The organism is Streptomyces sp. NBC_01537, assembly GCF_045040445.1.
GTDB lineage: Bacteria > Actinomycetota > Actinomycetes > Streptomycetales > Streptomycetaceae > Actinacidiphila.
Window position 1 is genome coordinate 8,848,316 of the sequence record NZ_CP109392.1, and the last position, 24,185, is coordinate 8,872,500.

General features: G+C 72.2%; 21 protein-coding genes (1 of these 21 cut by a window edge). 12 read left to right on the top strand and 9 right to left on the bottom strand.

Features of this window, described 5'->3' with window-relative positions; genetic code table 11:
• Positions 1 to 16 precede the first annotated feature (16 nt).
• Positions 17 to 358 carry a hypothetical protein gene (locus OG607_RS40640; protein WP_405737519.1) on the bottom strand — a complete coding sequence of 114 codons (342 nt, stop codon included), beginning with the start codon at positions 356 to 358 and terminating at the stop codon, positions 17 to 19.
• Here OG607_RS40640 and OG607_RS40645 point away from each other — a divergent pair.
• From OG607_RS40645 to OG607_RS40660, 4 genes are all read left to right on the top strand, one after another.
• The gene (locus OG607_RS40645; protein WP_405734623.1) at positions 306 to 2,891 is read left to right on the top strand and encodes a nitrate- and nitrite sensing domain-containing protein; all 2,586 of its coding nucleotides are present in this window, start codon (positions 306 to 308) and stop codon (positions 2,889 to 2,891) included. The genes OG607_RS40640 and OG607_RS40645 overlap by 53 nt on opposite strands.
• The gene (locus OG607_RS40650; protein WP_329320714.1) at positions 2,888 to 3,310 is read left to right on the top strand and encodes a roadblock/LC7 domain-containing protein; all 423 of its coding nucleotides are present in this window, start codon (positions 2,888 to 2,890) and stop codon (positions 3,308 to 3,310) included. The genes OG607_RS40645 and OG607_RS40650 overlap by 4 nt, the downstream gene beginning before the upstream one ends.
• An 8-nt stretch (positions 3,311 to 3,318) precedes the next feature.
• Complete coding sequence (locus OG607_RS40655) at positions 3,319 to 3,723, top strand: DUF742 domain-containing protein (RefSeq protein ID WP_405734625.1); 405 nt, start codon at positions 3,319 to 3,321, stop codon at positions 3,721 to 3,723.
• Positions 3,724 to 3,861: 138 nt separating this feature from the next.
• A complete protein-coding gene (locus OG607_RS40660; protein WP_405734627.1) occupies positions 3,862 to 4,467 on the top strand; it encodes a GTP-binding protein in 606 nt (201 codons plus the stop codon).
• 49 nt (positions 4,468 to 4,516) lie between these two features.
• On the opposite strand, the gene glpK is transcribed toward OG607_RS40660, so the two are convergent.
• From glpK to OG607_RS40680, 4 genes are all read right to left on the bottom strand, one after another.
• Positions 4,517 to 6,040 carry a glycerol kinase GlpK gene (gene glpK, locus OG607_RS40665; RefSeq protein WP_405734629.1) on the bottom strand — a complete coding sequence of 508 codons (1,524 nt, stop codon included), beginning with the start codon at positions 6,038 to 6,040 and terminating at the stop codon, positions 4,517 to 4,519.
• A gap of 9 nt (positions 6,041 to 6,049) precedes the next feature.
• Positions 6,050 to 6,778 carry an MIP/aquaporin family protein gene (locus OG607_RS40670; protein WP_405734631.1) on the bottom strand — a complete coding sequence of 243 codons (729 nt, stop codon included), beginning with the start codon at positions 6,776 to 6,778 and terminating at the stop codon, positions 6,050 to 6,052.
• Positions 6,779 to 6,961: 183 nt separating this feature from the next.
• Positions 6,962 to 8,152, bottom strand: a complete 1,191-nt coding sequence (locus OG607_RS40675) for a lipid-transfer protein (RefSeq protein WP_405734633.1) — start codon at positions 8,150 to 8,152, stop codon at positions 6,962 to 6,964.
• Entirely contained in the window at positions 8,149 to 8,640 is a 492-nt protein-coding gene (locus OG607_RS40680) for a Zn-ribbon domain-containing OB-fold protein (protein ID WP_405734635.1), read from the bottom strand. The genes OG607_RS40675 and OG607_RS40680 overlap by 4 nt, the downstream gene beginning before the upstream one ends.
• 138 nt (positions 8,641 to 8,778) lie before the next feature.
• Between OG607_RS40680 and OG607_RS40685 the strand changes: the two genes are divergently transcribed.
• Genes OG607_RS40685 through OG607_RS40700 form a run of 4 tightly spaced genes read left to right on the top strand, consistent with a single transcriptional unit; the run spans position 8,779 to position 12,974 of the window.
• Positions 8,779 to 9,675 carry an NUDIX domain-containing protein gene (locus OG607_RS40685; RefSeq protein ID WP_405734637.1) on the top strand — a complete coding sequence of 299 codons (897 nt, stop codon included), beginning with the start codon at positions 8,779 to 8,781 and terminating at the stop codon, positions 9,673 to 9,675.
• Positions 9,672 to 10,700 carry a molecular chaperone DnaJ gene (locus OG607_RS40690; RefSeq protein ID WP_405734639.1) on the top strand — a complete coding sequence of 343 codons (1,029 nt, stop codon included), beginning with the start codon at positions 9,672 to 9,674 and terminating at the stop codon, positions 10,698 to 10,700. Before OG607_RS40685 ends, OG607_RS40690 begins: the two co-directional genes overlap by 4 nt.
• A 25-nt stretch (positions 10,701 to 10,725) precedes the next feature.
• Positions 10,726 to 11,682, top strand: a complete 957-nt coding sequence (locus OG607_RS40695; RefSeq protein ID WP_405734641.1) for a hypothetical protein — start codon at positions 10,726 to 10,728, stop codon at positions 11,680 to 11,682.
• A gap of 56 nt (positions 11,683 to 11,738) precedes the next feature.
• Positions 11,739 to 12,974, top strand: coding sequence for an adenylosuccinate synthetase (locus OG607_RS40700; RefSeq protein ID WP_405734643.1), 1,236 nt, complete (start codon positions 11,739 to 11,741; stop codon positions 12,972 to 12,974).
• Here the strand turns inward: OG607_RS40700 and OG607_RS40705 are convergent.
• Complete coding sequence (locus OG607_RS40705) at positions 12,884 to 13,771, bottom strand: M15 family metallopeptidase (protein WP_405734645.1); 888 nt, start codon at positions 13,769 to 13,771, stop codon at positions 12,884 to 12,886. The two genes, OG607_RS40700 and OG607_RS40705, sit on opposite strands and share 91 nt — an antisense overlap.
• Between OG607_RS40705 and OG607_RS40710 the strand changes: the two genes are divergently transcribed.
• Positions 13,745 to 14,311, top strand: a complete 567-nt coding sequence (locus OG607_RS40710) for an NUDIX domain-containing protein (protein WP_405734647.1) — start codon at positions 13,745 to 13,747, stop codon at positions 14,309 to 14,311. The genes OG607_RS40705 and OG607_RS40710 overlap by 27 nt on opposite strands.
• Here the strand turns inward: OG607_RS40710 and OG607_RS40715 are convergent.
• Positions 14,275 to 16,644 carry a TIM-barrel domain-containing protein gene (locus tag OG607_RS40715; RefSeq protein ID WP_405734649.1) on the bottom strand — a complete coding sequence of 790 codons (2,370 nt, stop codon included), beginning with the start codon at positions 16,642 to 16,644 and terminating at the stop codon, positions 14,275 to 14,277. The two genes, OG607_RS40710 and OG607_RS40715, sit on opposite strands and share 37 nt — an antisense overlap.
• Positions 16,645 to 16,905: 261 nt before the next feature.
• On the opposite strand from OG607_RS40715, the gene OG607_RS40720 reads away from it, so the two are divergent.
• Complete coding sequence (locus tag OG607_RS40720) at positions 16,906 to 18,921, top strand: acetoacetate--CoA ligase (protein WP_405734651.1); 2,016 nt, start codon at positions 16,906 to 16,908, stop codon at positions 18,919 to 18,921.
• Between the two features lie 98 nt (positions 18,922 to 19,019).
• Here the strand turns inward: OG607_RS40720 and OG607_RS40725 are convergent, their stop codons facing one another.
• Positions 19,020 to 20,348, bottom strand: coding sequence for an aminotransferase class I/II-fold pyridoxal phosphate-dependent enzyme (locus tag OG607_RS40725; protein ID WP_405734653.1), 1,329 nt, complete (start codon positions 20,346 to 20,348; stop codon positions 19,020 to 19,022).
• A gap of 46 nt (positions 20,349 to 20,394) precedes the next feature.
• Here OG607_RS40725 and OG607_RS40730 point away from each other — a divergent pair, with 46 nt between their 5' ends.
• A complete protein-coding gene (locus OG607_RS40730) occupies positions 20,395 to 21,714 on the top strand; it encodes an MFS transporter (protein WP_405734655.1) in 1,320 nt (439 codons plus the stop codon).
• A gap of 27 nt (positions 21,715 to 21,741) precedes the next feature.
• Complete coding sequence (locus tag OG607_RS40735) at positions 21,742 to 22,722, top strand: hypothetical protein (RefSeq protein ID WP_405734657.1); 981 nt, start codon at positions 21,742 to 21,744, stop codon at positions 22,720 to 22,722.
• Positions 22,723 to 22,794: 72 nt separating this feature from the next.
• Here the strand turns inward: OG607_RS40735 and ptsP are convergent, their stop codons facing one another.
• A protein-coding gene (gene ptsP, locus OG607_RS40740; RefSeq protein ID WP_405737397.1) for a phosphoenolpyruvate--protein phosphotransferase crosses the window boundary here: on the bottom strand, positions 22,795 to 24,185 show its 3' portion. Its footprint extends 280 nt past the window's final position; 1,391 of the gene's 1,671 nt are visible here — the last part of the coding sequence; its start codon lies off the right edge, out of view; its stop codon occupies positions 22,795 to 22,797.

Below are 24,185 nucleotides of genomic sequence, written 5' to 3' on the forward strand. Positions count from 1 at the left end.
ACGGGTGATGCCCGACTCAAGGTCGGCTGCCCGTTTTCGCACGATCCAATCCGGAGTCATTCCGGACGCATCGCGGCACGGTGGCCACGTAGACACCACGATCGCGGATCTCCGAAAGTTCCCGCCACAGTGCCATTTCGGCCAGCCCTGGCATTTCCTCATCCACCCGAAACGCATCGTCCCCGCACAACAGGGGCACAAGGACGTTCGAGTTGGCCGCGGTGCAGTAGTAGGCTCGCGCCGTCGATTGACGAATGACGACGGAAAAAAGACCACCCTTGAACGGGGTTGACGTTGGGGAGGCCATGCGCTTTCGCGGTACGACGATCCGGCGGAAGATCGTGGCGCTGCTGCTCATTCCGCTGCTGTCCCTCACCGCCCTGTGGGCCTTTGCCGCGACGCTCACCGGCAGCCAGGTGTGGGGCATGCTCGGCGTCACGCAGACCGTCGACAACCTCGCCCACCCCGTGGAGGACGCCATCGGGGCCGTGCAGCGGGAGCGCCGCGCAGCGCTGGTCTTCCTGGCCGATCCCCGTCGCTCCGACGCCCGAACCGCGCTGCTGAGCCGGGAGAGCACCACCGACAAGGCCGTCGACCTGCTGAACACCCAGGCCGCGTCGTCGGACAACCGGTCCAATCTCAGTTCGGAGTCCAAGCGCCGTCTCGATCTCGTCGCCAAGGGCTTCGGGACGCTGGACGCCCTGCGCAGCAAGGTCGTCGACGGCACCATCGAGCGCATCGACGCCTACGAGGCGTACAACGCGACGGTCGAGCCCGGCTACGGATTCCTCGCCTCGATCAACACGATGCAGAACATCGACATCGACCGGCAGATCCGCGCCCTGACCAGCGTCGTGCAGGCCACCGAGGACATCAGCCGCGAGGACGCCCTGATGGCGGCCGCCATCACCGCCGGCCGCACCAGCGCACAGGAGCAGCTCGCCTTCACCTACGCCGTCGCCGAGCAGCGGGCGTACTACCGGGACAACCTCGACCGCCTCGGCGCCGAGGAACGGTCCCTGTTCGACGACTTCTGGAACGGCACCGACGGCCAGGCACTGAAGACCGCCGAGGACAAGGTGGTCGCGGCCGGCGCCGCCGGAGCGCCGCGCGCGGCTGACCGGGCCGCCTGGCAGAAGAGCGCCTCCACCGCGCTCACCGACCTCGACGAGATCGGCGACCAGGCCCGCGATGTGCAGAAGGACCGCGTCGAGCCGTTCGCCGTCCGTCTGATGATCCAGGCAGCTGCCGCCGGCGGTCTCGGCCTGATCGCGGTCATCGCCACGGTCATCGTCTCCGTGCGCATCGGCCGCGGCCTCATCCGCGACCTGTCCCGTTTGCGCAAGGACGCCCAGGAGGTCTCCGGCACCCGGCTGCCCCGCGTCATGCGCAGGCTCGCGGCCGGTGAGGAGGTGGACGTCGAGACCGAGGCGCCGCGCCTGGAGTACTCCCCGGACGAGGTCGGCCAGGTCGGCAAGGCGCTGAACACCCTGCAACGGGCGGCAGTCGAGGCCGCCGTGCGACAGGCCGACATGCGCAAGGGCGTTTCCGAGGTCTTCGTCAACCTCGCCCGCCGCAGCCAGGTGCTGCTCCACCGTCAGCTCACCCTCCTGGACGCCATGGAACGGCGTACCGAGGATCCGCGCGAACTCGGCGACCTCTTCCGCCTGGACCACATGACCACGCGCATGCGGCGCCACGCCGAGGGCCTGGTCATCCTCTCCGGCGCCGTCCCGTCCCGGCAGTGGCGCAAGCCCGTCCAGCTCATGGACGTCGTGCGCGCGGCGGTCGCCGAGGTCGAGGACTACGAGCGGGTCGAGGTGCGCAGGCTGCCCCGGCTCGCCGTCACCGGGCCCGCCGTCGCCGACCTCACCCATCTCATCGCCGAACTCGTCGAGAACGCCACGGTGTTCTCGCCCCCGCACACCACCGTCCAGGTGCACGGCGAACCGGTCAGCAACGGCTTCGCCCTGGAGGTCGACGACCGCGGCCTCGGACTGACCCCCGACGCCATGCTCGAAGCCAACCTCCGGCTCGCCGAGACCCCCGAGTTCGAGCTGTCCGACACCGACCGCCTCGGCCTGTTCGTGGTCAGCCGGCTCGCCCAGCGCCAGGGCGTACGTGTCTCCCTGCGCCCATCCCCGTACGGCGGAACCACCGCCGTCGTCCTGATCCCGTCGGTGCTGCTCGCCGAGGGCGCCGCGGACACCGGGGAGGTCCGCATCGGCGAACTGGAGCTGGCGAAGGCGCTGGGCGACCTCACGGACGAGGACGAGGACGTACGGAGCCGCACGACCGAGCACAGCTTCCGGCAGTGGGGCCTGACGCCGGACCGGGACGAGCAGCACGAGCCTCCCCGGGAGCACCGCCGCACCCCGGCCCCGGCCCCGGCTCCCGCAACGCAGCCGCAGCCGCGGCACGCCCTCCCCGCCGGGGCATCCGGCGATCCGGACGAGCTCTCCGTACTGCCGCGCCGACGCCGCCCCCCGGTGCTGGTCGCCGAGAACGGCCGCTCCCTGGCGGAGGTCCCGCGCCAGGCATCCGGCCCCGCCGCCCTCTCCGGCCCGCCCGCCCCCTCGGGCCCCGCGCCCCAGAGCCTGCCCCGCCGCGTCCGGCAGGCCAGCCTGGCCCCGCAGTTGCGCACCGACAGCACCGGCGAGACCGAGCGGCCCGCCGCCCCGGAGGCACCCGGGACACCCGGGGGCGGCTCGCCCGAGCGCACCCCCGAGGAGATCAGGGCGAGGATGTCCTCGATCCAGCGCGGATGGCAGCGCGGCCGGCGGCACTCCGAGGACCCCCCGGACGTTGCACGAGCAGCCACAGACGATGCCCGACCTGCACCTACGGGCGACAACGCACCAAGATCCATCACGGAGGGGAACGGTCCATGACCGCACCATCGAGCGCGACCCGCGAGCTGAGCTGGCTTCTGGACGACCTGGTGAGCCGGGTGGCGAGCATACGCAAGGCCCTGGTCCTCTCCGGCGACGGACTGGCCACCGGAGCCTCCGAAGGCCTCTCCCGCGAGGACGCCGAACACCTCGCCGCCGTGGCCTCCGGCTTCCACAGCCTCGCCAAGGGCGTCGGCCGGCACTTCGACGCCGGCTCGGTCCGCCAGACCATGGTCGAGCTGGACGAGGCCTTCCTCTTCGTCACCGCCGCCGGTGACGGCAGCTGCCTCGCGGTGCTCACCGACTCCGACTCCGACGTGGGCCAGGTCGCCTACGAAATGGCCCTCCTCGTCAAGCGGGTCGGCGCGCACCTCGCCACCGCCCCCCGTGCCGATGGCGGCGCCTCCCGGGTGGTGTGACCGGGGACATGACTTCTGACGGGGACCGCTGGTACGACGACGACGCCGGGCATGTGGTCCGGCCGTACGCCATGACGCGCGGCCGGACCAGCCACGCAGCCGAGGACCGGCTCGACCTGATCGCCCTGGTCGTGGCCGAGTCCCGCTACGAGGACTCGCCCACCGGCACCCATCCCGACACCGACCGCACCCTGTCGCCCGAGCATCTCGACATCATCGAGCGCTGCCGGACCCGGCCGACGTCGGTCGCGGAACTCGCGGCCGACCTCGACCTCCCGCTGGGCGTCGTACGCGTGCTCATCGGCGACCTGCTCGATTCCCGGCTCGTCCACGTCAGCAGGCCCGTCCCGCCGGCGGAGCTGCCGGACGAGAGCCTGCTGCGCGAGGTGATCAACGGCTTGCGGGCGCTCTGAAGTAACGAACGGATTCCACCGGTCAGTTGGCCGGTGATCGCGTAGTAGTGTTCCCTCTCCAGAGGTAAAGCCTGCTCATGCCCCTAGGACTCAGGATGTCTGCGACCTGCACAATCGGCGAACCGGAAGAAGAGGCCCATGGTCTTCGGGCGCTCTGAGCGCAACAAGCCCGTCGTCGAACCGGTCGCCCTCAAGATCCTTGTCGCCGGCGGTTTCGGGGTGGGCAAGACCACCCTCGTCGGTGCCGTCAGCGAGATCCGCCCGCTGCGCACCGAGGAGGATCTCAGCGAGGTCGGCCGTCCCGTCGACGACATCGGGGGCGTGGAGTCCAAGCGCACCACCACCGTCGCCATGGACTTCGGCCGCATCACCCTGCGCGAGGACCTCGTCCTCTACCTCTTCGGCACCCCCGGCCAGGACCGCTTCTGGTTCCTCTGGGACGAACTGGCCCAGGGAGCCCTCGGCGCCGTCGTCCTCGCCGACACCCGCCGCCTGGAGGACTGCTTCGCCGCCGTCGACTACTTCGAGCGCCGTGCCATTCCCTTCGCCATCGCCGTCAACTGCTTCGAAGGCGCCCAGCGCCACCCCGCCGACATGATCCGCGAAGCCCTCGACCTCGACCCCGAGGTCCCCGTCGTCCTCTGCGACGCCCGCGACCGCTCCTCCGCCAAGGACGTGCTGATCACGGTGGTCGAGCACGCGGCCAAGGCGGCCGAAGCCCGCCGGGCGACAGCTCCCATGTAGCCGGGTCGTGGGCCGCCGACGGGACCGCGACGGCCCACCCGGGCCCGCGCTACGCGGATCCGTCGTCCTCCTCCTCGTGCCACCCGAAGCTCCGCTCAACCGCCTTCTTCCACCGCCGGTACTCCCGCTCCCGCGCCCCCTCCTCCATCTGCGGCGTCCACTCCGCGTCCTTGCGCCAGTGCGCCTTGAGCGTGTCCAGCCCGTCCCACACCCCCGTCGCGAGCCCGGCCGCGTACGCCGCCCCCAGGCACGTCGTCTCGGCCACCTTCGGCCGCACCACCGGCACACCCAGCACATCCGCCTGGTGCTGCATCAGCAGCCCGTTGCCCGTCATGCCGCCGTCCACCTTCAGCGTCGTGATGTGCACGCCGGAGTCCTGGTACATCGCGTCCACCACCTCCCGCGTCTGCCAGCTCGTGGCCTCCAGCACCGCACGCGCGAGGTGCGCCTTGGTGACGTACCTGGTCAGCCCGGTGATGACGCCCCGCGCGTCGGAGCGCCAGTACGGGGCGAAGAGCCCGGAGAAGGCGGGCACGATGTACGCGCCGCCGTTGTCCTCGACGCTGGCCGCCAGGGGCTCGATCTCGTCGGCGGACGAGATGATGCCGAGCTGGTCCCGGAACCACTGCACCAGCGCGCCGGTGATCGCGATCGAGCCCTCCAGGCAGTAGACCGGCGCCTCGCCGCCCAGCTGGTAGCCCATGGTCGTCAGCAGCCCGTTCTTGGACGGCACGGGCCGGTTGCCGGTGTTCAGCAGCAGGAAACTGCCGGTCCCGTACGTGTTCTTGGCCGTCCCCGTGTCGTAGCAGGCCTGGCCGAAGACGGCGGCCTGCTGGTCGCCCAGCGCGGACGCCACCGGGACACCGGCCAGCTGGCCGACCGCGGTTCCGTAGATCTCCGCCGAGGAGCGGATCTGCGGGAGGATCGCCTCGGGGATGTTCATGGCGGCGAGGATCTCCGGATCCCACTGCAGCGATTCGAGGTTCATCAGCATCGTGCGCCCGGCGTTGGTGACATCGGTGACGTGTACGCCGCCGTCCGTGCCGCCGGTGAGGTTCCAGATCAGCCAGGAGTCGATGGTCCCGAAGGCGATCTCGCCGTTCTCGGCGCGGCGCCGCAGCCCGGGGATGTTGTCGAGCAGCCAGGCGGCCTTGGGCCCGGAGAAGTAGCTGGCCAGCGGCAGCCCGGTGGAGTCCCGGAAGCGGTCCTGGCCGTCGGTGCCGCCCAGTTGGGTGCACAGCGCGGAGGTACGGGTGTCCTGCCAGACGATCGCGTTGTGCACCGGCCGTCCGGTCGCGCGGTCCCACAGGACGGTGGTCTCGCGCTGGTTGGTGATGCCCATCGCGCTGAGCTGGTCGGCGCGCAGGCCCGCCTTGGCGAGTGCGCCCGCGACCACGGCCTGGACCTTGGACCAGATCTCCGTGGCGTCGTGCTCGACCCACCCCGGCCTGGGGAAGATCTGGCGGTGCTCACGCTGGTCGACGGCGACGATCGCGCCGTCCGTGTCGAAGACGATGCAGCGGCTGGAGGTGGTGCCCTGGTCGATTGCGGCGACGTACTTGGTGTCGGTCATGGCCCCTCACTAAAACGCGGCGTTGAAGATGAGACCGGACAGGGCTGCGCCGATCAGCGGACCGGCGACGGGAACCCAGGAGTACTGCCAGTCGGATGTGCCCTTGTTGGGGATCGGCAGAAAGGTGTGCACGATGCGCGGGCCGAGGTCGCGGGCGGGGTTGATGGCGTAGCCGGTCGGCCCGCCCAGCGACAGGCCGATCCCGGTGACCAGCAGCGCGACCACCAGCACACCCGTGCCGGACTCGCCGAGGCCCTTGGTCAGGCCGAGGGCGAGGATCGGCAGCACGAGGCCCACGGTCGCGATGATCTCGGTGACCAGGTTCTGCCACCACACCCGGATCTCCGGGATCGTGGAGAAGATCCCGAGGGTGCCGATCGACGTCTCCTCCTCGGCGTTGGCGGCGAACTGGCCGAAGTAGACGAGCCAGCACAGGACCGCGCCGAGCATCGCGCCGACCAGCTGACCCGCGATGTAGACCGGGACCTTGTCCCAGTCGCCGGTGTCAATGGCGATGCCGACGGTCACCGCGGGGTTCAGATGCCCGCCGGACAGCGGCGCGGCGGTGTACGCACCCGCCAGCACGCCGAAGCCCCAGCCGAAGGCGATGACGACCCAGCCGGCGCCCTTCGCCTTGGAGTGGTTGAGCAGTACGGCGGCGACCACGCCGGCGCCGAAGAGGATCAGGATCGCGGTGCCGATGATCTCGCCGAGGAATATGTCTCCGTTGGAATGCATGGCGGCTCCTACGTGCAGTCCAGGGTGCACTGACCGGGCCTGAGAGCGCACGGTGCCGTCGCCGGGGGTGTCCCTCCACCCGAACGGCCGTCCGTGCCACCCGCATACTTCTCCCGGCGTGACGGAGCGTCAAGGTCGCCTGCAGACAGCCCGATCGCGGCCGTCCCCGGATCGGCGACCGGATCAACGGATCACGACCACCGACGACCCGTGCCCGAACAGCCCCTGGTTCGCCGTGATCCCGACCCTCGCCCCCGGCACCTGGCGGTCTCCCGCCCGCCCGCGCAACTGCCCCACCAGCTCGCACACCTGGGCGATCGCCTGCGCCGGCACCGCCTCCCCGAACGAGGCCAGTCCGCCGCTCACGTTGACCGGAATCCGGCCCCCGAGCGCCGTCGCCCCGCCGCGCAGCAGCTTCGCGCCCTCACCGGCCGCGCACAGGCCCAGGTCCTCGTACCACTCCAGCTCCAGCGCGGTGGACAGGTCGTAGACCTCCGCGAGGTCCAGGTCCTCCGGGCCGATGCCCGCCTCCTCGTACGCCGCCGCCGCGATCGAGGCCCGGAATCCCACGGCGGGCGGCTCCACGGCAACGGCCGAGTCGGTCGCGAAGTCGGGCAGATCCAGCACCGTTTTCGGATAGGTGGGGGTGACCGTGGACACCGCGCTGATCCGCACCGGGCTGCCGGAGCCGTGCCGGCGCGCGAAGTCGAGGGTGGACAGCACCAGCGCCGCCGCGCCGTCGGAGGTCGCGCAGATGTCCAGCAGCCGCAGTGGATCGGCGACCACGGCGGAGGCCGCGACCTCCTGCGCGGTCACAGCCTTGCGGTAGCGGGCGTTGGGGTTGAGGGAACCGGCCGCCGCGTTCTTGACCTTCACCTGGGCGAAATCCTCGGTGGTGTCGCCGTACAGCGCCATGCGGCGGCGCGCGTAGAGCCCGAAGTACGCCGGATTGACCGCGCCCAGGATCCGGAAGCGCAGCCAGTCCGGGTCGTCCGGGCGGTCGCCGCCCGCCGGGGCGAAGAAGCCCTTCGGCGCCGCGTCCGCGCCGACGACCAGGGCGACGTCGGCCATTCCTGCCAGGAGTTGCGCGCGTGCGGCGTTGATCGCCTGAGCGCCCGATGCGCATGCCGCGTAAACGCTCGTCACGCGCGCGCCCTGCCAGCCCAGGGCCTGCGCGAAGGTGGCGCCCGCCACGTAGCCGGGGTATCCGCCGCGTACGGTGTCCGCACCCACCACCAGCTGTACGGCGGGCCATTCGAGCCCCGCGTCGGCGAGCGCGGCGCGCGCGGCCACCACCCCGTACTCGGTGAAGGAGCGGCCCCACTTGCCCCAGGGATGCATGCCGGCCCCGAGGACGGCCACGTCCCCGGTCATCGCGCGCCGCCTTCGACCGGCCGCCAGTGCCAGGTCGTCCAGACCCGCTCGTCGTCCTCGGCCAGCACCCCCGGCACCACCTCGACCTCCGCCCCGACCGGCAGGTCCGCCACCCCGACCCCCGGCGCGGCCTGCCCCAGGACCACCATCCGCTCCGCCGCCAGCTCCACGGCCACCAGCGTGTACGGCTCCCAGGGGCGGCCGGGATCGGACGCGTACGGCGCCGGCGGCCGGTACCGCACATCGGTGCAGGACCACACGCGGCCCCGCGGGGACAACGGGACCGGCTCCAACGCGGAGGCCCCGCAGGCCGGGTTGCGGCAATGGCTGTCCTGCCGGGGGAAGAACACCGAGCCGCAGGACCGGCAGCGGGTGCCGAGCAGCCGGAAGCCGGCCGGGCGGTCGGGGTCTTCCGGGTGGTCCGGGTGGTCCGGGTGGTCCGTGAACCAGCCGTCGACGACCGGTGTGCGTTCCCGTTCCCGCGCCATGCACGCCTCCCGCGAAGAGATCTGACGGTACGTCAGAAGTGTGCCATGGAGGGTGGACGCTGTCAGTGGCCGGTGATATGTTCTTCTCAGATCGAGAAGTTCTCGATCTGAGAAGAACTTCGGCGCAGGGAGTGCGGCATGGTGGCGCAGCAGCAGGACGAAGCGGTCTTCCTTGCCGCCTACGACCCCCGCGCCTTCGAGCCCATCGCTGTCACCGTCGACATCGTCGCCCTGACGCTTCGTCATGGCGCCTTGCATGTGCTGCTGGTGAGGCGCGGCGGCCCGCCCTTCGAAGGCTGCTGGGCGCTGCCCGGCGGCTTCGTCCGATCCGGGAAGGAATCCCTCGACGAAGCCGCCGCCCGCGAACTCGCCGAGGAGACCGGTCTGGACGCCGAGCGCGGCCTCGGCCGGGTGCACCTGGAGCAGCTCGGCTCGTACGGCCGCCCGGGGCGCGATCCGCGGATGCACGTGGTCTCGATCGCCTATCTCGCCTTCGCCCCTGACCTTCCGGAGGCGCGGGCGGGCAGTGACGCGGCCGCCGCCGGCTGGCTCCCGGTCGTCGAACTCGGTACAACGATACGGCTGTTGGGGCAACCGGACGCGGAAGCGGAGCGTCCCCAGGATCAGGGCCGGCCGGCCGGAGCCCACGGGGGTGGTCCCGGCCGCCGGCCCGACCAGTCCGACCGGCCTGGCCTGACCGGACTCGCCTTCGACCATGCCCGGATCCTCGCGGAGGGCCTCGACCGCGCCCGCTCCAAGATCGAGTACACCCCGCTCGCCACCGCCTTCCTCGGCCGCGAGTTCACCATCACCGAACTGCGAGAGGTCTACGAAGCCGTCTGGGGCCGCGCCCTCCACGCCGGCAACTTCCACCGCAAGGTGCTCTCCGTCCCCGGCTTCGTCGAGTCCACCGGCGACACCGCCATCCGCTCCGGCTCCCGCGGCGGTCCCCGCGCCCGCCTCTACAGGGCCGGCGACGCCCGCCTTCTCCACCCGGCCCTCCTGCGCCCCGACCGCGAGGAGAGCGTGCGATGACAGGTACACCGGGGCCCACCCCGATGACGGCCACCGAAATCAGCCCGCGCACCTTCGACCAGGCTCTCGCCGCCCTCGACGAGCCCTTCCCGGCCGACCCCGCCGCAGCCGCGCGCCGCTACCGGCGGCTCGCACGGCTGCTGCACCCCGACACCGCCCCGTACGCCCGCCGCGCGGACGCGGCAGCCGCCTTCCTGCGCCTGTCCGGCCTGTGGCGGCGGCACACCGGCGGCGACTGCTTCACGCTCACCACCCGCCACCGCACCTACCGCCTCGGCCCGACCCTCGCCATCGGCGACCTCGCCGTACTTCGCGAAGCCGGTCACGACACCGTCCTCAAGATCCCCGTGAAGCCCGCCGACAACGACCTGATGGAGCGCGAGGCCGCCGCGCTCACCAGGCTGGACACCGCCGCCGACCCGCGCCACCGCGCGTACGCCCCCCGCCTCGTCGAGTCCTTCCGCCACCGCGACAACACCGGAACCGAGCGCCGCGTCAACGCGCTGGGCCGCCTCCACGGCTTCCACACCCTCGCCGCGGTCCGCGCCGCCCACCCCGGCGGAGTCGACCCGCGCGACGCCGCCTGGATGTGGCGCCGCCTGCTGGTCGCCCTCGGCTGGGCACACCGCGCCGGGCTCGTCCATGGCGCGGTACTGCCCGAACACGTCCTCATCCACCCCGCCGAGCACGGACTCGTCCTGGTCGACTGGTGCTACGCGACCGAGCCCGGCGGCATCGTGCCCGCCCTCGTCGAGCGCCACCGCGACCTCTACCCACCAGAAGTGTGCGGCCACGAGCCCGTGAGCCCGGCCACCGACATCCACCTCGCCTCACACCTCATGCGCCGGCTGATGGGGGAGCGCGCTCCGCACCCGCTGCGCGCCTTCATCCGCGGCTGCACCCTGCCCGCCCAGGCCCGCCGCCCGCACGACGCCTGGCGGCTGCTCGCCGAGCTCGACGAGGCGTTGGAGCGGCTCTACGGGCCGCGTACCTTCCGGCAGTTCGCCATGCCGGCCAAGACCTGACACGCCATCACAAGGGGGAACCACCATGGGCAGCGGAAGCTGGTCCACCAACGTCTACGATGCCGCCGCGCGCTTCCGCGCCGCCTCCGGCACCGGCGCCTTCGCCTACAGCGACCGCGTCACCGCCTCCGCGCCGCGCAGCACCTGGGCGGCCCACCCGTCACTCGACCCCAAGGACCTCGGCACCCGCGAGAGCCGCGACTCCGCCGAACACCCCACATCCCTCGCCATCGCCGTCCTCTTCGATGTCACCGGCTCGATGCGCGCCGTCCCCCAGGTCCTGCAGACCAAGCTCCCCGAGCTCTTCGGCCTCATCCTCCGCAAGGGCTACACCGAGCACCCGCAGATCCTCTTCGGCGCCGTCGGCGACGCCACCTGCGACCGGGTCCCCCTCCAGCTCGGCCAGTTCGAGTCCGACAACCGCATGGACGACGACCTCGGCAACATCCTCCTGGAGGGCGGAGGCGGCGGCCAGATGACCGAGTCCTACGAACTCGCCCTCTACGCCATGGCCCGCCACACCTCGATAGACTGCCACGAGAAGCGCGGCCGCCGCGGCTACCTCTTCCTCATCGGCGACGAGATGCCCTACGGCAGGGTCAAGGCCCACGAAGTACGCCGCGTCCTCGGCGACGACCTCGCCGAGGACATCCCCATCAGCCGGATCGTCGCCGAGCTCAAGCGCACCTTCGACATCTACTACATCCTCCCCGCCGGCTCCTCCTACGTCGGCAACCCCGAAGTCCTCGGCCTGTGGCGCAAGCTCCTCGGCCAGAACGTCATCGAACTCGACGACCTCGACGCGGTCTGCGAGACCATCGCCCTCACCGTCGGCCTCGGCGAGGAAGCCATCGACCTGGCGGAGGGCCTGGACGATCTGTCCGACATCGGCTCCGCGGCGGGCGCGAGCGTGGGCAAGGCGCTGGCGGCCCTGGGCCGCGACAGGGGCGACGTAGTGGTCACGAACATGCCACTGCTCTGACCACTCACGCCTGACCACTCACGTGCTCTGACCACTTACGAACCCTTGGACGGTCCATGCACACGATCGTCGTCGACCTCGGCTACGGCGACGCCGGCAAGGGCACAGTCGTGGACCGGCTCTGCGCCACAGCGACGCGCGCGGAGCCGGTCCGGGCCGTCGTCCGGTTCAACGGCGGCGCCCAGGCCGCGCACAACGTCGTCACCACCGACGGACGCCACCACACCTTCGCCCAGTTCGGCTCAGGGACCCTCCAGGGCGTCCCCACCCACCTCTCCCGCTTCATGATGGTCGACCCCCTCGCCCTCGCCGCCGAGGCCGACCACCTCCGCGCCCTCGGCGTGCCCGACCCGTACGGCCTGCTCACCGTCGACCGCCGGGCGCTGCTCACCACGCCGTACCACGCCGCCGCCAACCGCCTGCGCGAACTCGCCCGCGGCGAGGCCCGCCACGGCTCCTGCGGCATGGGCATCGGCGAGACCGCCCGCTACCACCTCGACCACGGCGACGACGCCCCGACCGCCGCCGACTGCCTCTCCCGCCCCCGCCTCATCCGCAAGCTCACCCTGCTGCGCGACCGCCTGTCAGACGAACTCGGCGGCCCCCTGCCCGCCCCGCCCGTCCCGCACTGCGCGGCCGCCTTCACCGCTTTCGCCCGTACGGTCGCCCTCACCCCCGAGGACCACCTCCCTCGCGTGCTCGCCCGGGGCCCGGTCGTCTTCGAGGGCGCCCAGGGCGTCCTGCTCGACGAGACGCACGGCTTCCACCCCCACACCACCTGGTCGACCACCACCTTCGCCAACGCCGAGGCACTCCTCGCCGAAGCCGCGGCCCACACCGGCTCGCAGCCCCGCCCAGCCCTCCGCCTCGGCGTCGTACGCACCTACACGACCCGCCACGGCCCCGGCCCCCATGCCACCGAGGACCCCGGACTGGCCCCGCTGCTCCCCGAACCGCACAACGGCCACGGCCCCTGGCAGGGCCCCTTCCGCGTCGGCCACTTCGACGCCGCCGCCCACCGCTACGCCGCCACGGCCTGCGGGGGAGTGGACGCCCTCGCCGTCACCCACCTGGACGCCGTCCCCCGCTGCCCCCGGCTCCGCATCGTCGACGGTGCCTCGTCCGGCACCCCCGGCCCCAACCCCGAGGACTGGTCGGCGGCGATCGGCGAGGTGCTGGGTGCGCCCGTCGTGCTGGAGTCCTACGGCCCGACGGCGGCGGACAAGAGGGACGCCCGCGAGACCGGGAAGTCGAAGTACGTGTCCGGGAAGAGCTCGGGCTTGTACGTGTAGTGCCACCACTCCTCCGCCAGGTTGACGAAGCCGAGATCCTCCAGGGTGTTCTTCAGCAGCAGCCGGTTCTTGAGCTGCTCGCCCTGGATCCTCGGGTCCAGCGTGTGCGACAGCGTGTCGAAGCAGTCGAAGCCCGTGCCCATGTCCACCGAGTTGTCCGGGAAGCGCTCCGCCTGCGGCGCGTAGCAGGGCACCAGCGGCTCGCCGGGGCGGTACGGGCGGGTGGGCACGGCCGGGAGCTTCACGATCGTCAGATCGGTGGTGCTGCCACGGCTGTGCCCGGACTTCGCGGCGATGTATCCGTCGAGGAATAGTCTCGACTTGTCGACATCCGGATAGAACTCCGCCTTCATCGCCTCGTCGTCGAGATCCTCCGCCCAGGCCACGAAGTGGTCCACCGCCCGCTGCGGCCGGTAGCAGTCGTACACCTTCAGGCTGTACCCCTGAGCGAGCAGCGTGACCTGGGCCCTGTGCAGCGCCTCGGCGGCGGGCCGGGTGAGGATGCACAGCGGCTGCTCGTAGCCGTTGATACGTACGCCGACGAAATTGTGCGGGGTGAAGTAGCGCATCTCCTGCAGGATCGTCGGGTCGATGTCGCTGAGCGCGACGAACTCCGCCGGAGCCTTGGCCCCGGAGGTCTCCCCGGAGGTCCCGGAACCCGCCCGCGCCGGACCCGCCGCCACCAGCCCCGCCAGGAGGGCGAGCGGCAGGGCGAGCGGCAGGACGAGGACACGCGATAACGACGTCAGGCGACCGGATACAGTCCGTCCGTGGCCGGCCATGCGAAAGACTCCCATTGCTCCTCCTGTGGTAACGCGTTCCCGCCGGAGCCGGGCTGGCCCCGAACCTGCCCTGCCTGCGGCGCAGTCGCCTACCGCAATCCGCTGCCGGTCGCCGTGGCCCTTCTGCCCGTACGCGACCTGCCCGTGGGCGACCGCGCTGACACCTCAGCCGTCGGCCTGGTCGTCATCCGCCGCACCATCCCCCCGCAGCGCGGCCGCCTCGCCCTTCCCGGGGGTTTCATCGACCACGGCGAGACCTGGCAGCAGGCCGTCACCCGCGAACTCGCCGAGGAGACGGGCATCGCGGCGCGCCCCGAGGAAGTACGGCTCGCCGACGCCCTCACCGACACCGACGGCGGCCACCTCCTCCTCTTCGGGCTGCTGCCTGCCCGCCCCGTCCACGACCTGCCGCCGCCGCGGCCCACCGACGAGACCGACGGCTGGCAGATCATCACGGCCGCCGCTGAACTCGCCTTCCCGCTCCACACCCGGGCCGCCGCCCGCTGGTTCGCCGACGGCTACGGCTTCCCGCCGCCCCGCACCCGCACCGCGTAACCCACTTCCCCCTCGTCTTCCCGCTCGACCACCGTCCGCCCGCCCGCCAGCCGCGTCGTGAACCGCTCGACCCGGGGCTCCGCCCACCCGTCACCCTCGTCCGTGACCAGCAGCCCGCCCCCGGTGCGCCCGGCCGCGGGTGCCCACACCTCCAGCTCCACCTGACCGTCCGCCCCCGTCACCGGCAGCACCGCCCCCGCCCGTGCCAGCACCGGGATCCGGCCCGGCGGTGCCGGCAGCAGCACCTGCCCCGGCCCCTCGTACACCTCGCCGGTCGCCGTGTCGTACCAGCGGCCGCGCGGCAGTCGCAGACTGCGCAGGTCGGAGCCCTGTTCCAGTACCGGGGCCACCAGCAGCGCGTCGCCGAGCAGGAAGGCGTCCCCGCAGGCGCGAAGCTTGCGGTCCTCCGGGTCGTTCCACCACACCGGCCGCACATACGGCGCCCCGGTGAGCCGCGCCAGATGCGCCAGCGTGTAGAGGTACGGCAGCAGCCGCTCCCGCTCCCTCAGCGCGTCCCCCGCGTGCCGCAGGACCTCGGGCCCGAACTCCCACGGCTCGCGCCGGCCCGCGCCGATCGCCGAGTGCGTACGGAAGAACGGGAAGTACGCCGCCATCTGAAGCCAGCGCAGATACAGCTCGCCCGACGGAGTCCCCGTGAAACCGCCCACGTCCGGCCCCGAGAACGGCACCCCGCACAGCCCGAGCCCCAGCACCAGCGACAGCGAGGCCCGCAGCCCCGGCCAGCCCGTCGACACATCCCCGGACCACGCGCCGCCGTACCGCTGCATGCCCGCCCACCCCGAGCGCGAGAAGAGGAACGGCCGGTCCCCGGGCCGCAGTTCGCGCAAGCCCTCGTAACCCGCTCGCGCCATCGCCAGGGCGTAGACGTTGTGCGCCTCGCGATGGTCGCCGCCCCGGCCCTCCAAGGCGTGGCGGGCCGAGCGGGGCAGCGTCGTCTCGCCGAACGCGGCGAAGGACACCGGCTCGTTCATGTCGTGCCAGACCCCGGCGAATCCCTCCGCGAGCCGTTCGGCGTACAGCCCGCCCCACCACTTGCGCACCCGCGGATCCGTGAAATCGGGGTACACCGCCTCACCCGGCCACACCACCCCGCGCACCGGCCGGCCCCGCGCGTCCCGTACGAAGGCGTCCTCGGCCACCCCGCTGTCGTACACCGGATTGCCCGGCTCCCGCTTCACCGCCGGATCGACGATCGAGACCAGCCGTACCCCGTCCTCCCGCAACTCCCGGGCCAGTCCCGGCAGATCGGGGAAGCGCTCCTTGTCGGCGGTGAAGACCCGGTGCCCGTCGAGGTGGTCGATGTCCAGGTGCAGCGCGGACAGCGGCAGCCCGTGCTCCCGGTAACCGGCCGCGACCCGCCGGACCTCCGCCGCAGTCCCGAAGCCCCACCGGGAGTGGTGGCAGCCCAGCGCCCAGCGCGGCGGCAGCGCCGGGCGTCCGCTCAGCGCCGTCCAGGCGGACAGGACCCTGGCCGGGGTTCCGGCGAACACCCAGTAGCGCAGCGGCCCGCCGTCCATCCGCAGCTCGCAGCAGCCCGGCCGGTCGTGCCCCGAACCGGCGCCCTCCTCGCCGTCGCGCAGCGACACCCGGCCGTCCCAGGAGTTGTCGTGGAAGACCAGATGACTGCCCGCGTCCGCCACCACCAGCTGCACCGGCATCGTGATGTACAGCGGATCGTCCCCGGGCCCGAAAGCGCCCCCCGGGTCGGTGTTCCACAGCCGGTACGCCCCGTCGCCGAGCCGCGGCCCGCCCGGCCCGCCGTCCCCGGACCGTCCGCCGAGCCCGAACACCGCCGCGTCCGCCGCCGTCTCCGAGCGCTGCACCCAGCGCGGCCCGCCCTCCCGGGGCCCGTCCACCGGATCCCACCAGCGCGGCGGCAGATCGCGCCGCAACAGCACCCCGCCCGGCGTACGGAACTCCACCGCGCCGTGCTTCGACACCAGCACGGTCACCCGTTCGGACACGACCCGCCAGCCGTCCTTGTCCGGCTCCATCACCGCCCGCGTATCCGCGTCCGGGCAGCCTTCGGCCAGCGCGTACGAAGGCTCAGGCGCGGCCCCGTCCCAGCCGCAGAACACCGCGCCCCCCACCGCCACCCGCACCCGCACACTCGACCGCGCGAAGCGCACCACCCCGCCCCCCGGCAGCGGCTCCGCCCCCTGCGCCGCCCCCGGCACCCGTGCCCGCTCCGGCCCCCGGCGCGGCAGGTCGCGCGCATCCGTGCGAGCCCGGTGCCACGCCGCGCCCAGAGCTCTCAGCCCGTTCACCGATCCGGTCATCCGCAGCTGCCGCACCAGGTCCCGAGCATCCATGAAGCCCACCCTTCCACCGTTCCCGTTCGTAGCGGCATCCGTTCAGCCACCGTTCACCTGGGCATCCCGGAGTCCTGGCGTCCCCCAGGCCCAGGGCCCCACCACCCCGTCAACCCCGTCAGGCTGACATCAGCCGGACATGCTCTGGCGCCGAAGACGATCACATGGCATCGTCCTGCCCAGCCGTGCCCGGCGGCATTCCGCCCGCGTTCGGTCCACCTGCACATCACGCGACGACGCGTACCGTCCGGGAGCCGCCACATGAGCAGCACATCTGAGCCCGCCGCCACTCCGGAAACCCCGGAGCCCCTGTGGCGGCCCGGCCCCGACCGCATCGCCGCCGCCCAGGTGACCCGCTTCCAGGCGTGGGCCGCCGCCTGCCACAACGCCCCGCCGAACGACCCCGCCGACCCCGAGGCGAGCTACGCCGCCCTGCACGCCTGGTCGGTGCGCGAACCGCGGGTCTTCTGGCGGGCGGTCACCGAGTGGTTCGACGTACGCTTCTCCACCCCGTACGAGACCGTGCTCGCCGACCCCGCCATGCCCGGTGCCCGCTGGTTCCCCGGAGCCACCCTCAACTACGCCGAGCACGCACTGCGCACCGCCCACGACCCCGCCCGCGCCGCCGCCCCCGCTCTGCTGTCCCTCGACGAGCGCCACGAGATCCACGAGACCAGCTGGGCCGAACTCAGCCGCCAGGTCGCCTCCCTGGCCGCCGAGCTCCGCCGCCTCGGGGTCCGTCCGGGCGACCGGGTCAGCGGTTACCTCCCCAACATCCCGCAGGCCGTCGTCGCGCTCCTGGCCACCGCCGCCGTCGGTGGCGTCTGGACCTCCTGCGCCCCCGACTTCGGCTCCCGCGCCGTTCTGGACCGCTTCCAGCAGGTCGAGCCCGTCGTCCTCTTCGCGGTCGACGGCTACCGCTACGGCGGCAAGCGGCACGACCGCACCGACGTCGTCGCCGAACTGCGCGCCGAACTCCCCTCCCTGCGCGCGGTCGTCCACATCCCGGTCCTGGACACCCCTGCCCCCGAAGGCGCCCTCGACTGGGCCAGTCTGACATCGGGCACTGACAGTCCCTCGTACGAACAGGTGCCCTTCGACCACCCCCTGTGGGTGCTCTACTCCTCCGGCACCACCGGCCTGCCCAAGGCCATCGTCCACTCCCAGGGCGGCATCCTCGTCGAACATCTCAAGCAGACCGGCCTGCACATGGACCTCGGTCCCGACGACCGGTTCTTCTGGTACACCTCCACCGGCTGGATGATGTGGAACTTCCTCGTCTCCGGCCTCCTCGCCGGCTCCACCGTCGTCCTCTACGACGGCAGCCCCGGCTTCCCCGACACCGGCGCCCAGTGGCGTGTCGCCGAACAGACCCGCGCCACGGTCTTCGGCACCTCCGCCGCCTATGTCATCGCCTGCCGCAAAGCCGATGTCCACCCCGCCCGCGACCACGACCTTTCCGCCGTCAAGTGCGTCGCCACCACCGGCTCCCCGCTGCCCCCCGACGGCTTCCGCTGGCTCCACGACGAAGTGGCCGAGGACCTCTGGATCGCCTCCGTCAGCGGCGGCACCGACGTCTGCAGCTGCTTCGCCGGTGGCGTCCCCACCCTCCCCGTCCACATCGGCGAGCTCCAGGCCCCCTGCCTCGGCACCGACCTCCAGGCCTGGGACCCCTACGGCAAGCCCGTCACCGACGAGGTCGGCGAGCTCATCGTCACCAACCCCATGCCCTCCATGCCCATCTACTTCTGGAACGACCCCGACGGCTCCCGCTACCGCGAGAGCTACTTCGAGATGTTCCCCGGCGCCTGGCGCCACGGCGACTGGATCACCCTCACCTCCCGCAACACCGTCATCATCCACGGGCGTTCCGACTCCACCCTCAACCGCCAAGGCGTGCGCATGGGCTCCGCCGACATCTACGAAGTCGTCGAACGCCTCCCCGAGATCCGCGAATCCCTCGTCATCGGCCTCGAACAACCCGACGGCGGCTACTGGATGCCTCTCTTCATCCAGCTCGCGCAGGACGCCGAACTCGACGACACCCTCCGCGACAAGATCAAGCACACCATCCGCGAACAGCTCTCCCCCCGCCACATCCCCGACGAGATCATCCCTGTCCCCGCCATCCCCCACACCCTCACCGGCAAGCGCATCGAAGTCCCCGTCAAGAAGCTCCTCCAGGGCACGCCGCTGGCCAAGGCCGTGAATGCGGGCTCCGTGGACAACCCGGACCTCCTGCGCTTCTACGAGGACCTGGGAAGGCGGCGCGCTTAGCCCGGCCGTGGGTTGCGGGAAGGCGTTCCGCATGGCGGAACGGGTTGGCACAACCCATCCACCCGCCGCCAGGCGGCAACGCCCCGGCAACCGCCCACCTACCCGCCGTACCCCACCCCGTACTCCCCGAGCACCTCCGCGAAGTCCGCCGCGAACCGCCTCCCCTCCTCCGGCAAAAGCCCAGCGGTCGTGACCCGAACCCCCGCCCCCGCCCCCAGGCGGAACCGCGCTCCGGCCGCCACCCACCACCCCCGCGACCGCAGTCCGTTCACCACCGCCGCCTCATCCCGCACCGGCACCCACACATTGAGCCCGCTCACGCCATGCGCGGCGATCCCGCGCTGCGCAAGCCCGGCAATCAGAGCCGCCCGCCGCTCCGCGTACGCGTCCTGCGCAGCGCCCACCAGCAGACGGGCCGCCGGATCCTCGAACAGCCGGGCCACCGTCTCCTGGAGCACATGGCTGATCCACCCGGACGTGAGCAGCAGCCGCCCGTCGTGCCGGGCCAGCGTCCTGCGGTCACACGCGAGGGCCGCCCACCGCAGGTCCGTGCCCAGATACTTGGTGACCGTCCGCACCTGCGCCCACCGGTCCAGCCCGCCTGAGGCACCGCAGGTCAGCGAATGCAACGGTGCCCCGGCGACATCAGCAGCGTGATCGTTCTCGACGACCAGTACCTCGGGCGTCTCCCGCAGCACCTCCACCAGCGCGTCCCGCCGCTCGGCCGAGAACGCCCCGCCGTACGGGTTCTGCGCGCGCGGGCTGCAGATGACTGCGCGCGCCCCCGCGCGCAGCGCGGCCCGCAGCGGCTCCGGCCGCATCCCCTCGTCGTCGACCGCGACCGGCACCATCCGCAGCCCCAGTGCCGGGACCAGGTCCAGCAGATGGTGATAGCCGGGATCCTCCATGGCCACCGCGTCGCCGGGCCGCAGCTCGACCGCCAGCAGCCGCGCCACACAGTCGAGCGCGCTGTGCGCGAAGGTCACATGTTCCGACGGCACCCCGTCCCGCTCGTACCACTCCCGCGTCAGCGTCTCCAGCTCCGCCAGCCGGGGGGCCGCACGGTGCGACCGCACGCCCGGCGCCACGTGCACCGGCGGCAGCAGATCCGGCAGGAACACCGGATCCGGGTGGCCGCCGGCCAAGTCCCTCAGGCCGGGCGGCACCTTCGGCGGCCGTCGCGAAGCCACTGACGGAGCCTCCGCCACCACTGTGCCGCCCCGCCCGCGCGTGACGACGATGCCGCGCTGCCGCAGTTCCTTGTACGCCGTCGCCACTGTCCCGGGGCTCACCGCGAGCCGCTGGGCGAGCTCGCGTACCGGGGGCAGCGCGGAGCCGGGGGAGAGCGCGCCATCGGTCACGCCCTGCTCGATGGACGCGGTAATCCCCTTGGCCGTCGTACCGCGGATCCCATATTGTGTTGCCACAGAAAACAGTATGTATCAATACAAAATAAAAACGCAAGGGGGCGCTGTGCTGAACCGCCTGATCAGCCTGCGAGACCGCATTCCAGGAGGCCCCGACGGCCGCCGGATGCTCTGGATCAACCTCATCGACAAGACCGGATCCGGCCTCTGGGTCAGCGCCACCGCGCTCTACTTCACCGTCGTCGGAGGGCTGAGTCTGAGTCAGGTCGGTCTGCTCCTCGGCGCCGCCGGAGCCTTCGGAGTCGCCGGAGCCCCCGTGATCGGCCGGCTCGCCGACCGCCTCCCGCTGACCCGCCTCATCCTCACCGTCCAGATCGCCCGTGCAGCGGCAAGCCTGCTGCTGCTCGTCGCACACGGCTTCTGGCAACTGCTCCCGCTGGTCGCCCTCGGCAGCTTCGGCGAACGCGCCGCCTCCGTCCTCACCAAGCTCTACGCCGCCCGCGTCGCCGGCCCCGACCGCGCCCGCTACCAGGCCGTCCAGCGGACCGTCGTCAACATCGGCTACACCCTCGGCGGCCTCGCCGCCTCCGCCGGCCTCGCCTTCGCCACAACTGCCGTCTACCGAGGCCTGCTGCTCGGCGACGCCCTCTCCTTCTGCGTCGTCGCCCTGCTCGTCGCCCGCTGCGCCGAACCCCCCTCCCCGGCCCGTACGGTGACCGGCTCCGGCCGGCAGCCAGCCCGACCGGCCCCCGCGCCGCACGGCGGCCCCCGCAACCCGTGGCGCGACGGCGGCTACCTCGCCTTCACCGGCCTGGAGACCCTGCTCCTCCTCGACGGATCCGTCTGCCGGGTGGGCCTGCCCCTGTGGATCATCAGCTCCACCACCGCCCCGCGCGGGCTGGCCCCGCTGCTCTTCGTCCTCAACACCCTGCTCGTCGTCGCCTTCCAGGTGCGACTCTCCCGCTACGGCCGCACCCCGCGCATCGCCGCCACCACCCTCGGCCACGTCGGCCTGTGCTACCTGATCGGCGGCGCGGCCATGGCCGCCTCCGTGGCCCAAGCACGCTGGGCCGCCATCGCCGCCCTGATCGCGGCCGCCACCGCCTTCACCTTCGTGGAAATGCTCGAAGCCACCGCCTCCTGGGAACTGTCCATCGCCCTCGCCCCGGCCGAAGCCCAAGGGGCCTACCTGGGTGTCCAGGGCCTCGCCCAGTCCGCCGAACGAGCCCTCGGCCCGATGCTGCTCACCACGCTCGTCATCGCCTCCGGCCCGCTCGGCTGGGCCGGCTTCGGAGCCGCCCTCGCCACCACCGCGTACGGCCAGCGCGCGCTGGTCCGCCGCCGCCTGGACCGCATGGAGGCCGCCACCTCCCCCCATCGTCACACAGCGTTGTCAGTGCCCCCGGTTACGGTGACAGAGCAATGACAGAAGCCGTACAGGGGGAGTCACGTCATGGCACACACCAAGCACACCAAGCACGCAAAAAGCCGCAGCCGAAACAGCGGTAAGAGCACCAAGAACACCAAGCAAACCAAGAACAACCGGCCCAGGGGCCGCAGCCGACCGCCCGCCCAGGGCGCCCGCCGCGCCCTGCGGCGCGAAGTCCCCAGCATCGTCGCGATCCTCACCGACCAACGCGACTTCGCCGCGATGCACGACTACCGCAGCTTCACCTTCGACGACCACGCCCACTACCTGCGGCAGACGGAAGGACTGCTGCGCTCACTCGCCGCCCAGGGCGTCCACACCTGCGTCGGCCTCTTCGACCCGGACGAATACGCCGACTACTGCACCGACACCGCCCAGAACCCCGACACACCCGCCACCCGCACCCGCTACACCGCCGAGATCGCCGCCGGCGGCCCCACCGTGCCGTACTCCGGACAGCCCCTCGAACTCCTCATCACCCAGCTCGAATACGAAACCGACCGCCAGGCCACCTGGGACTACGCCACCGATCTGCTCTCCCGCACCGGATCCTGCTCCGACTGCGGCCAGGACATCGCCCGCGCCTCCTTCGACCGCGCCTCGCACGCCCTGACGAAGCTCCTCGAAGCCGCCGGCCCCGGCGCCCACCACCTCGTCTGCAGCATCCCCGCAGCCGACGCGCCCCTGCTCGCCGCCCTCCACGCCCGCTGCGACGACCGGGGCAACGTCCACCTCGTCCAAGCCGAAGCCCTTGTGTGCTGCACCGTGCTGGCCGCCGGCATGGCATCCGACAGCCCCGGAGGCGTCGTCCTGCGCACCAGCACCCCAGGCGGCCACGAAGAGGTCCGCGGCTGGTCCCTGCACGACGGATGGCTGCACCCGCTCACCGAAGCCGAGGTCTTCAACGCCTACTGCACCGACGCCGAATCCGGTGAACCCGTACCGCCGGAACCCGGCGTCACCTACCGCCCCGGCACACCCCTGCCCCCACCCCCGGCCGGCTGACCAACCGGGGCGCGGTACGCCGAAGGGCGCCCCGCCACCCAGGCGGGACGCCCCACGGCCAACCCCTACTCGCTACTCTCCGGACAGCACGGCTTGGGCCGCACGCCGCGCCTCGTCCGCCGAGTCGGTCGCCCGCGCCGCGGCCGCCGCACGCTCGCACTGAGCCAGCGTGTGCTTGGCCAGCGCCGACCGGACATAGGGAATCGACGCGGCGCCCATCGACAGGCTCGTGACGCCCAGGCCCGTCAGCACACAGGCCAACAGCGGATCGGCGGCCGCCTCACCGCACACACCGCAGCTCTTGCCCTCGGCCCTGGCCGCATCGGCCGACGCCGCCACCAGGTCCAGCAACGCCGGCTGCCACGGATCCTGCAGCCGGGACACCGCACCGACCTGGCGGTCCGCCGCGAAGGTGTACTGCGCCAGGTCGTTCGTCCCCAGCGAAAGGAACTCGACCTCCTGCAGAATCGACCGCGCCCGCAGCGCCGCCGACGGAATCTCCACCATCGCGCCGAACTTCGCCCGCAGCCCCGCCTCCCGGCACGCGTCGGCGAACGCCTTCGCGTCGATCCGGTCGGCCACCATCGGCGCCATGACCTCCAGATACACCGGCAGGCCCTCCACCGCCCGGGCCAGCGCCCGCAACTGCGTCTGCAGCACCTCCGGGTGAGCCAGCAGCGTACGCAGCCCCCGCACACCCAGCGCCGGATTCGGTTCGTCCGCCGGCGTCAGGAACTCCAGCGGCTTGTCCGCCCCCGCATCCAGCACCCGCACCACGACCCGGCCCTCGGGGAAGGCCTCCAGCACCTGCCGGTACACGGCAACCTGTGCCTCCTCCGACGGCGCCTTCTTCGAGTCGTCCAGGAAGAGGAACTCCGTACGGAACAGACCGACGCCCTCAGCCCCGGCCGCCACCGCCGCGGCCACATCACCGGGACCGCCGACATTCGCCAGCAGCGGCACCTTGTGCCCGTCCGAGGTCGCCCCCGGACCGGACGAGCCCGCCAGCGCGGCCTTCCGCTCCGCCGCCGCCTTCGCCAACTCGGCCCGCTTCGCCGCGCTCGGGTCGACGAAGACCTCGCCGGTGCTGCCGTCGACAGCGATGACCGCACCCTCCGCGATCTCCGTGGCCCCCGGCAGCGCCACGACCGCCGGCACACCCAGCGCACGCGCCAGAATCGCACTGTGGCTCGTCGGCCCGCCCTCCTCGGTCACAAAACCGAGCACCAGCGTCGGGTCCAGCAGCGCCGTGTCCGCCGGAGCCAGATCCCGCGCGATCAGCACATACGGATCATCACTGTCCGGCACCCCCGGCATCGGCACGCCCAGCAGCCGCGCCACGATCCGGTTCCGTACGTCATCCAGGTCGGCGACCCGGCCCGCCAAATACTCCCCGGCACCTTCCAACAGCGCCCTGTACGTCGCGAACGCGTCATACACCGCGCGCTCCGCCGTACTCCCCA

Bases quoted from the DNA above. Each gene is read 5' to 3' on its own strand.
- OG607_RS40645 (WP_405734623.1), top strand. From the start codon at position 306: ATGCGCTTTCGCGGTACGACGATCCGGCGGAAGATCGTGGCGCTGCTG.
- OG607_RS40640 (WP_405737519.1), bottom strand. From the start codon at position 358: ATGAGCAGCAGCGCCACGATCTTCCGCCGGATCGTCGTACCGCGAAAG.
- OG607_RS40650 (WP_329320714.1), top strand. From the start codon at position 2,888: ATGACCGCACCATCGAGCGCGACCCGCGAGCTGAGCTGGCTTCTGGAC.
- OG607_RS40655 (WP_405734625.1), top strand. From the start codon at position 3,319: ATGACTTCTGACGGGGACCGCTGGTACGACGACGACGCCGGGCATGTG.
- OG607_RS40660 (WP_405734627.1), top strand. From the start codon at position 3,862: ATGGTCTTCGGGCGCTCTGAGCGCAACAAGCCCGTCGTCGAACCGGTC.
- glpK (WP_405734629.1), bottom strand. From the start codon at position 6,040: ATGACCGACACCAAGTACGTCGCCGCAATCGACCAGGGCACCACCTCC.
- OG607_RS40670 (WP_405734631.1), bottom strand. From the start codon at position 6,778: ATGCATTCCAACGGAGACATATTCCTCGGCGAGATCATCGGCACCGCG.
- OG607_RS40675 (WP_405734633.1), bottom strand. From the start codon at position 8,152: ATGACCGGGGACGTGGCCGTCCTCGGGGCCGGCATGCATCCCTGGGGC.
- OG607_RS40680 (WP_405734635.1), bottom strand. From the start codon at position 8,640: ATGGCGCGGGAACGGGAACGCACACCGGTCGTCGACGGCTGGTTCACG.
- OG607_RS40685 (WP_405734637.1), top strand. From the start codon at position 8,779: ATGGTGGCGCAGCAGCAGGACGAAGCGGTCTTCCTTGCCGCCTACGAC.
- OG607_RS40690 (WP_405734639.1), top strand. From the start codon at position 9,672: ATGACAGGTACACCGGGGCCCACCCCGATGACGGCCACCGAAATCAGC.
- OG607_RS40695 (WP_405734641.1), top strand. From the start codon at position 10,726: ATGGGCAGCGGAAGCTGGTCCACCAACGTCTACGATGCCGCCGCGCGC.
- OG607_RS40700 (WP_405734643.1), top strand. From the start codon at position 11,739: ATGCACACGATCGTCGTCGACCTCGGCTACGGCGACGCCGGCAAGGGC.
- OG607_RS40705 (WP_405734645.1), bottom strand. From the start codon at position 13,771: ATGGGAGTCTTTCGCATGGCCGGCCACGGACGGACTGTATCCGGTCGC.
- OG607_RS40715 (WP_405734649.1), bottom strand. From the start codon at position 16,644: ATGGATGCTCGGGACCTGGTGCGGCAGCTGCGGATGACCGGATCGGTG.
- OG607_RS40720 (WP_405734651.1), top strand. From the start codon at position 16,906: ATGAGCAGCACATCTGAGCCCGCCGCCACTCCGGAAACCCCGGAGCCC.
- OG607_RS40735 (WP_405734657.1), top strand. From the start codon at position 21,742: ATGGCACACACCAAGCACACCAAGCACGCAAAAAGCCGCAGCCGAAAC.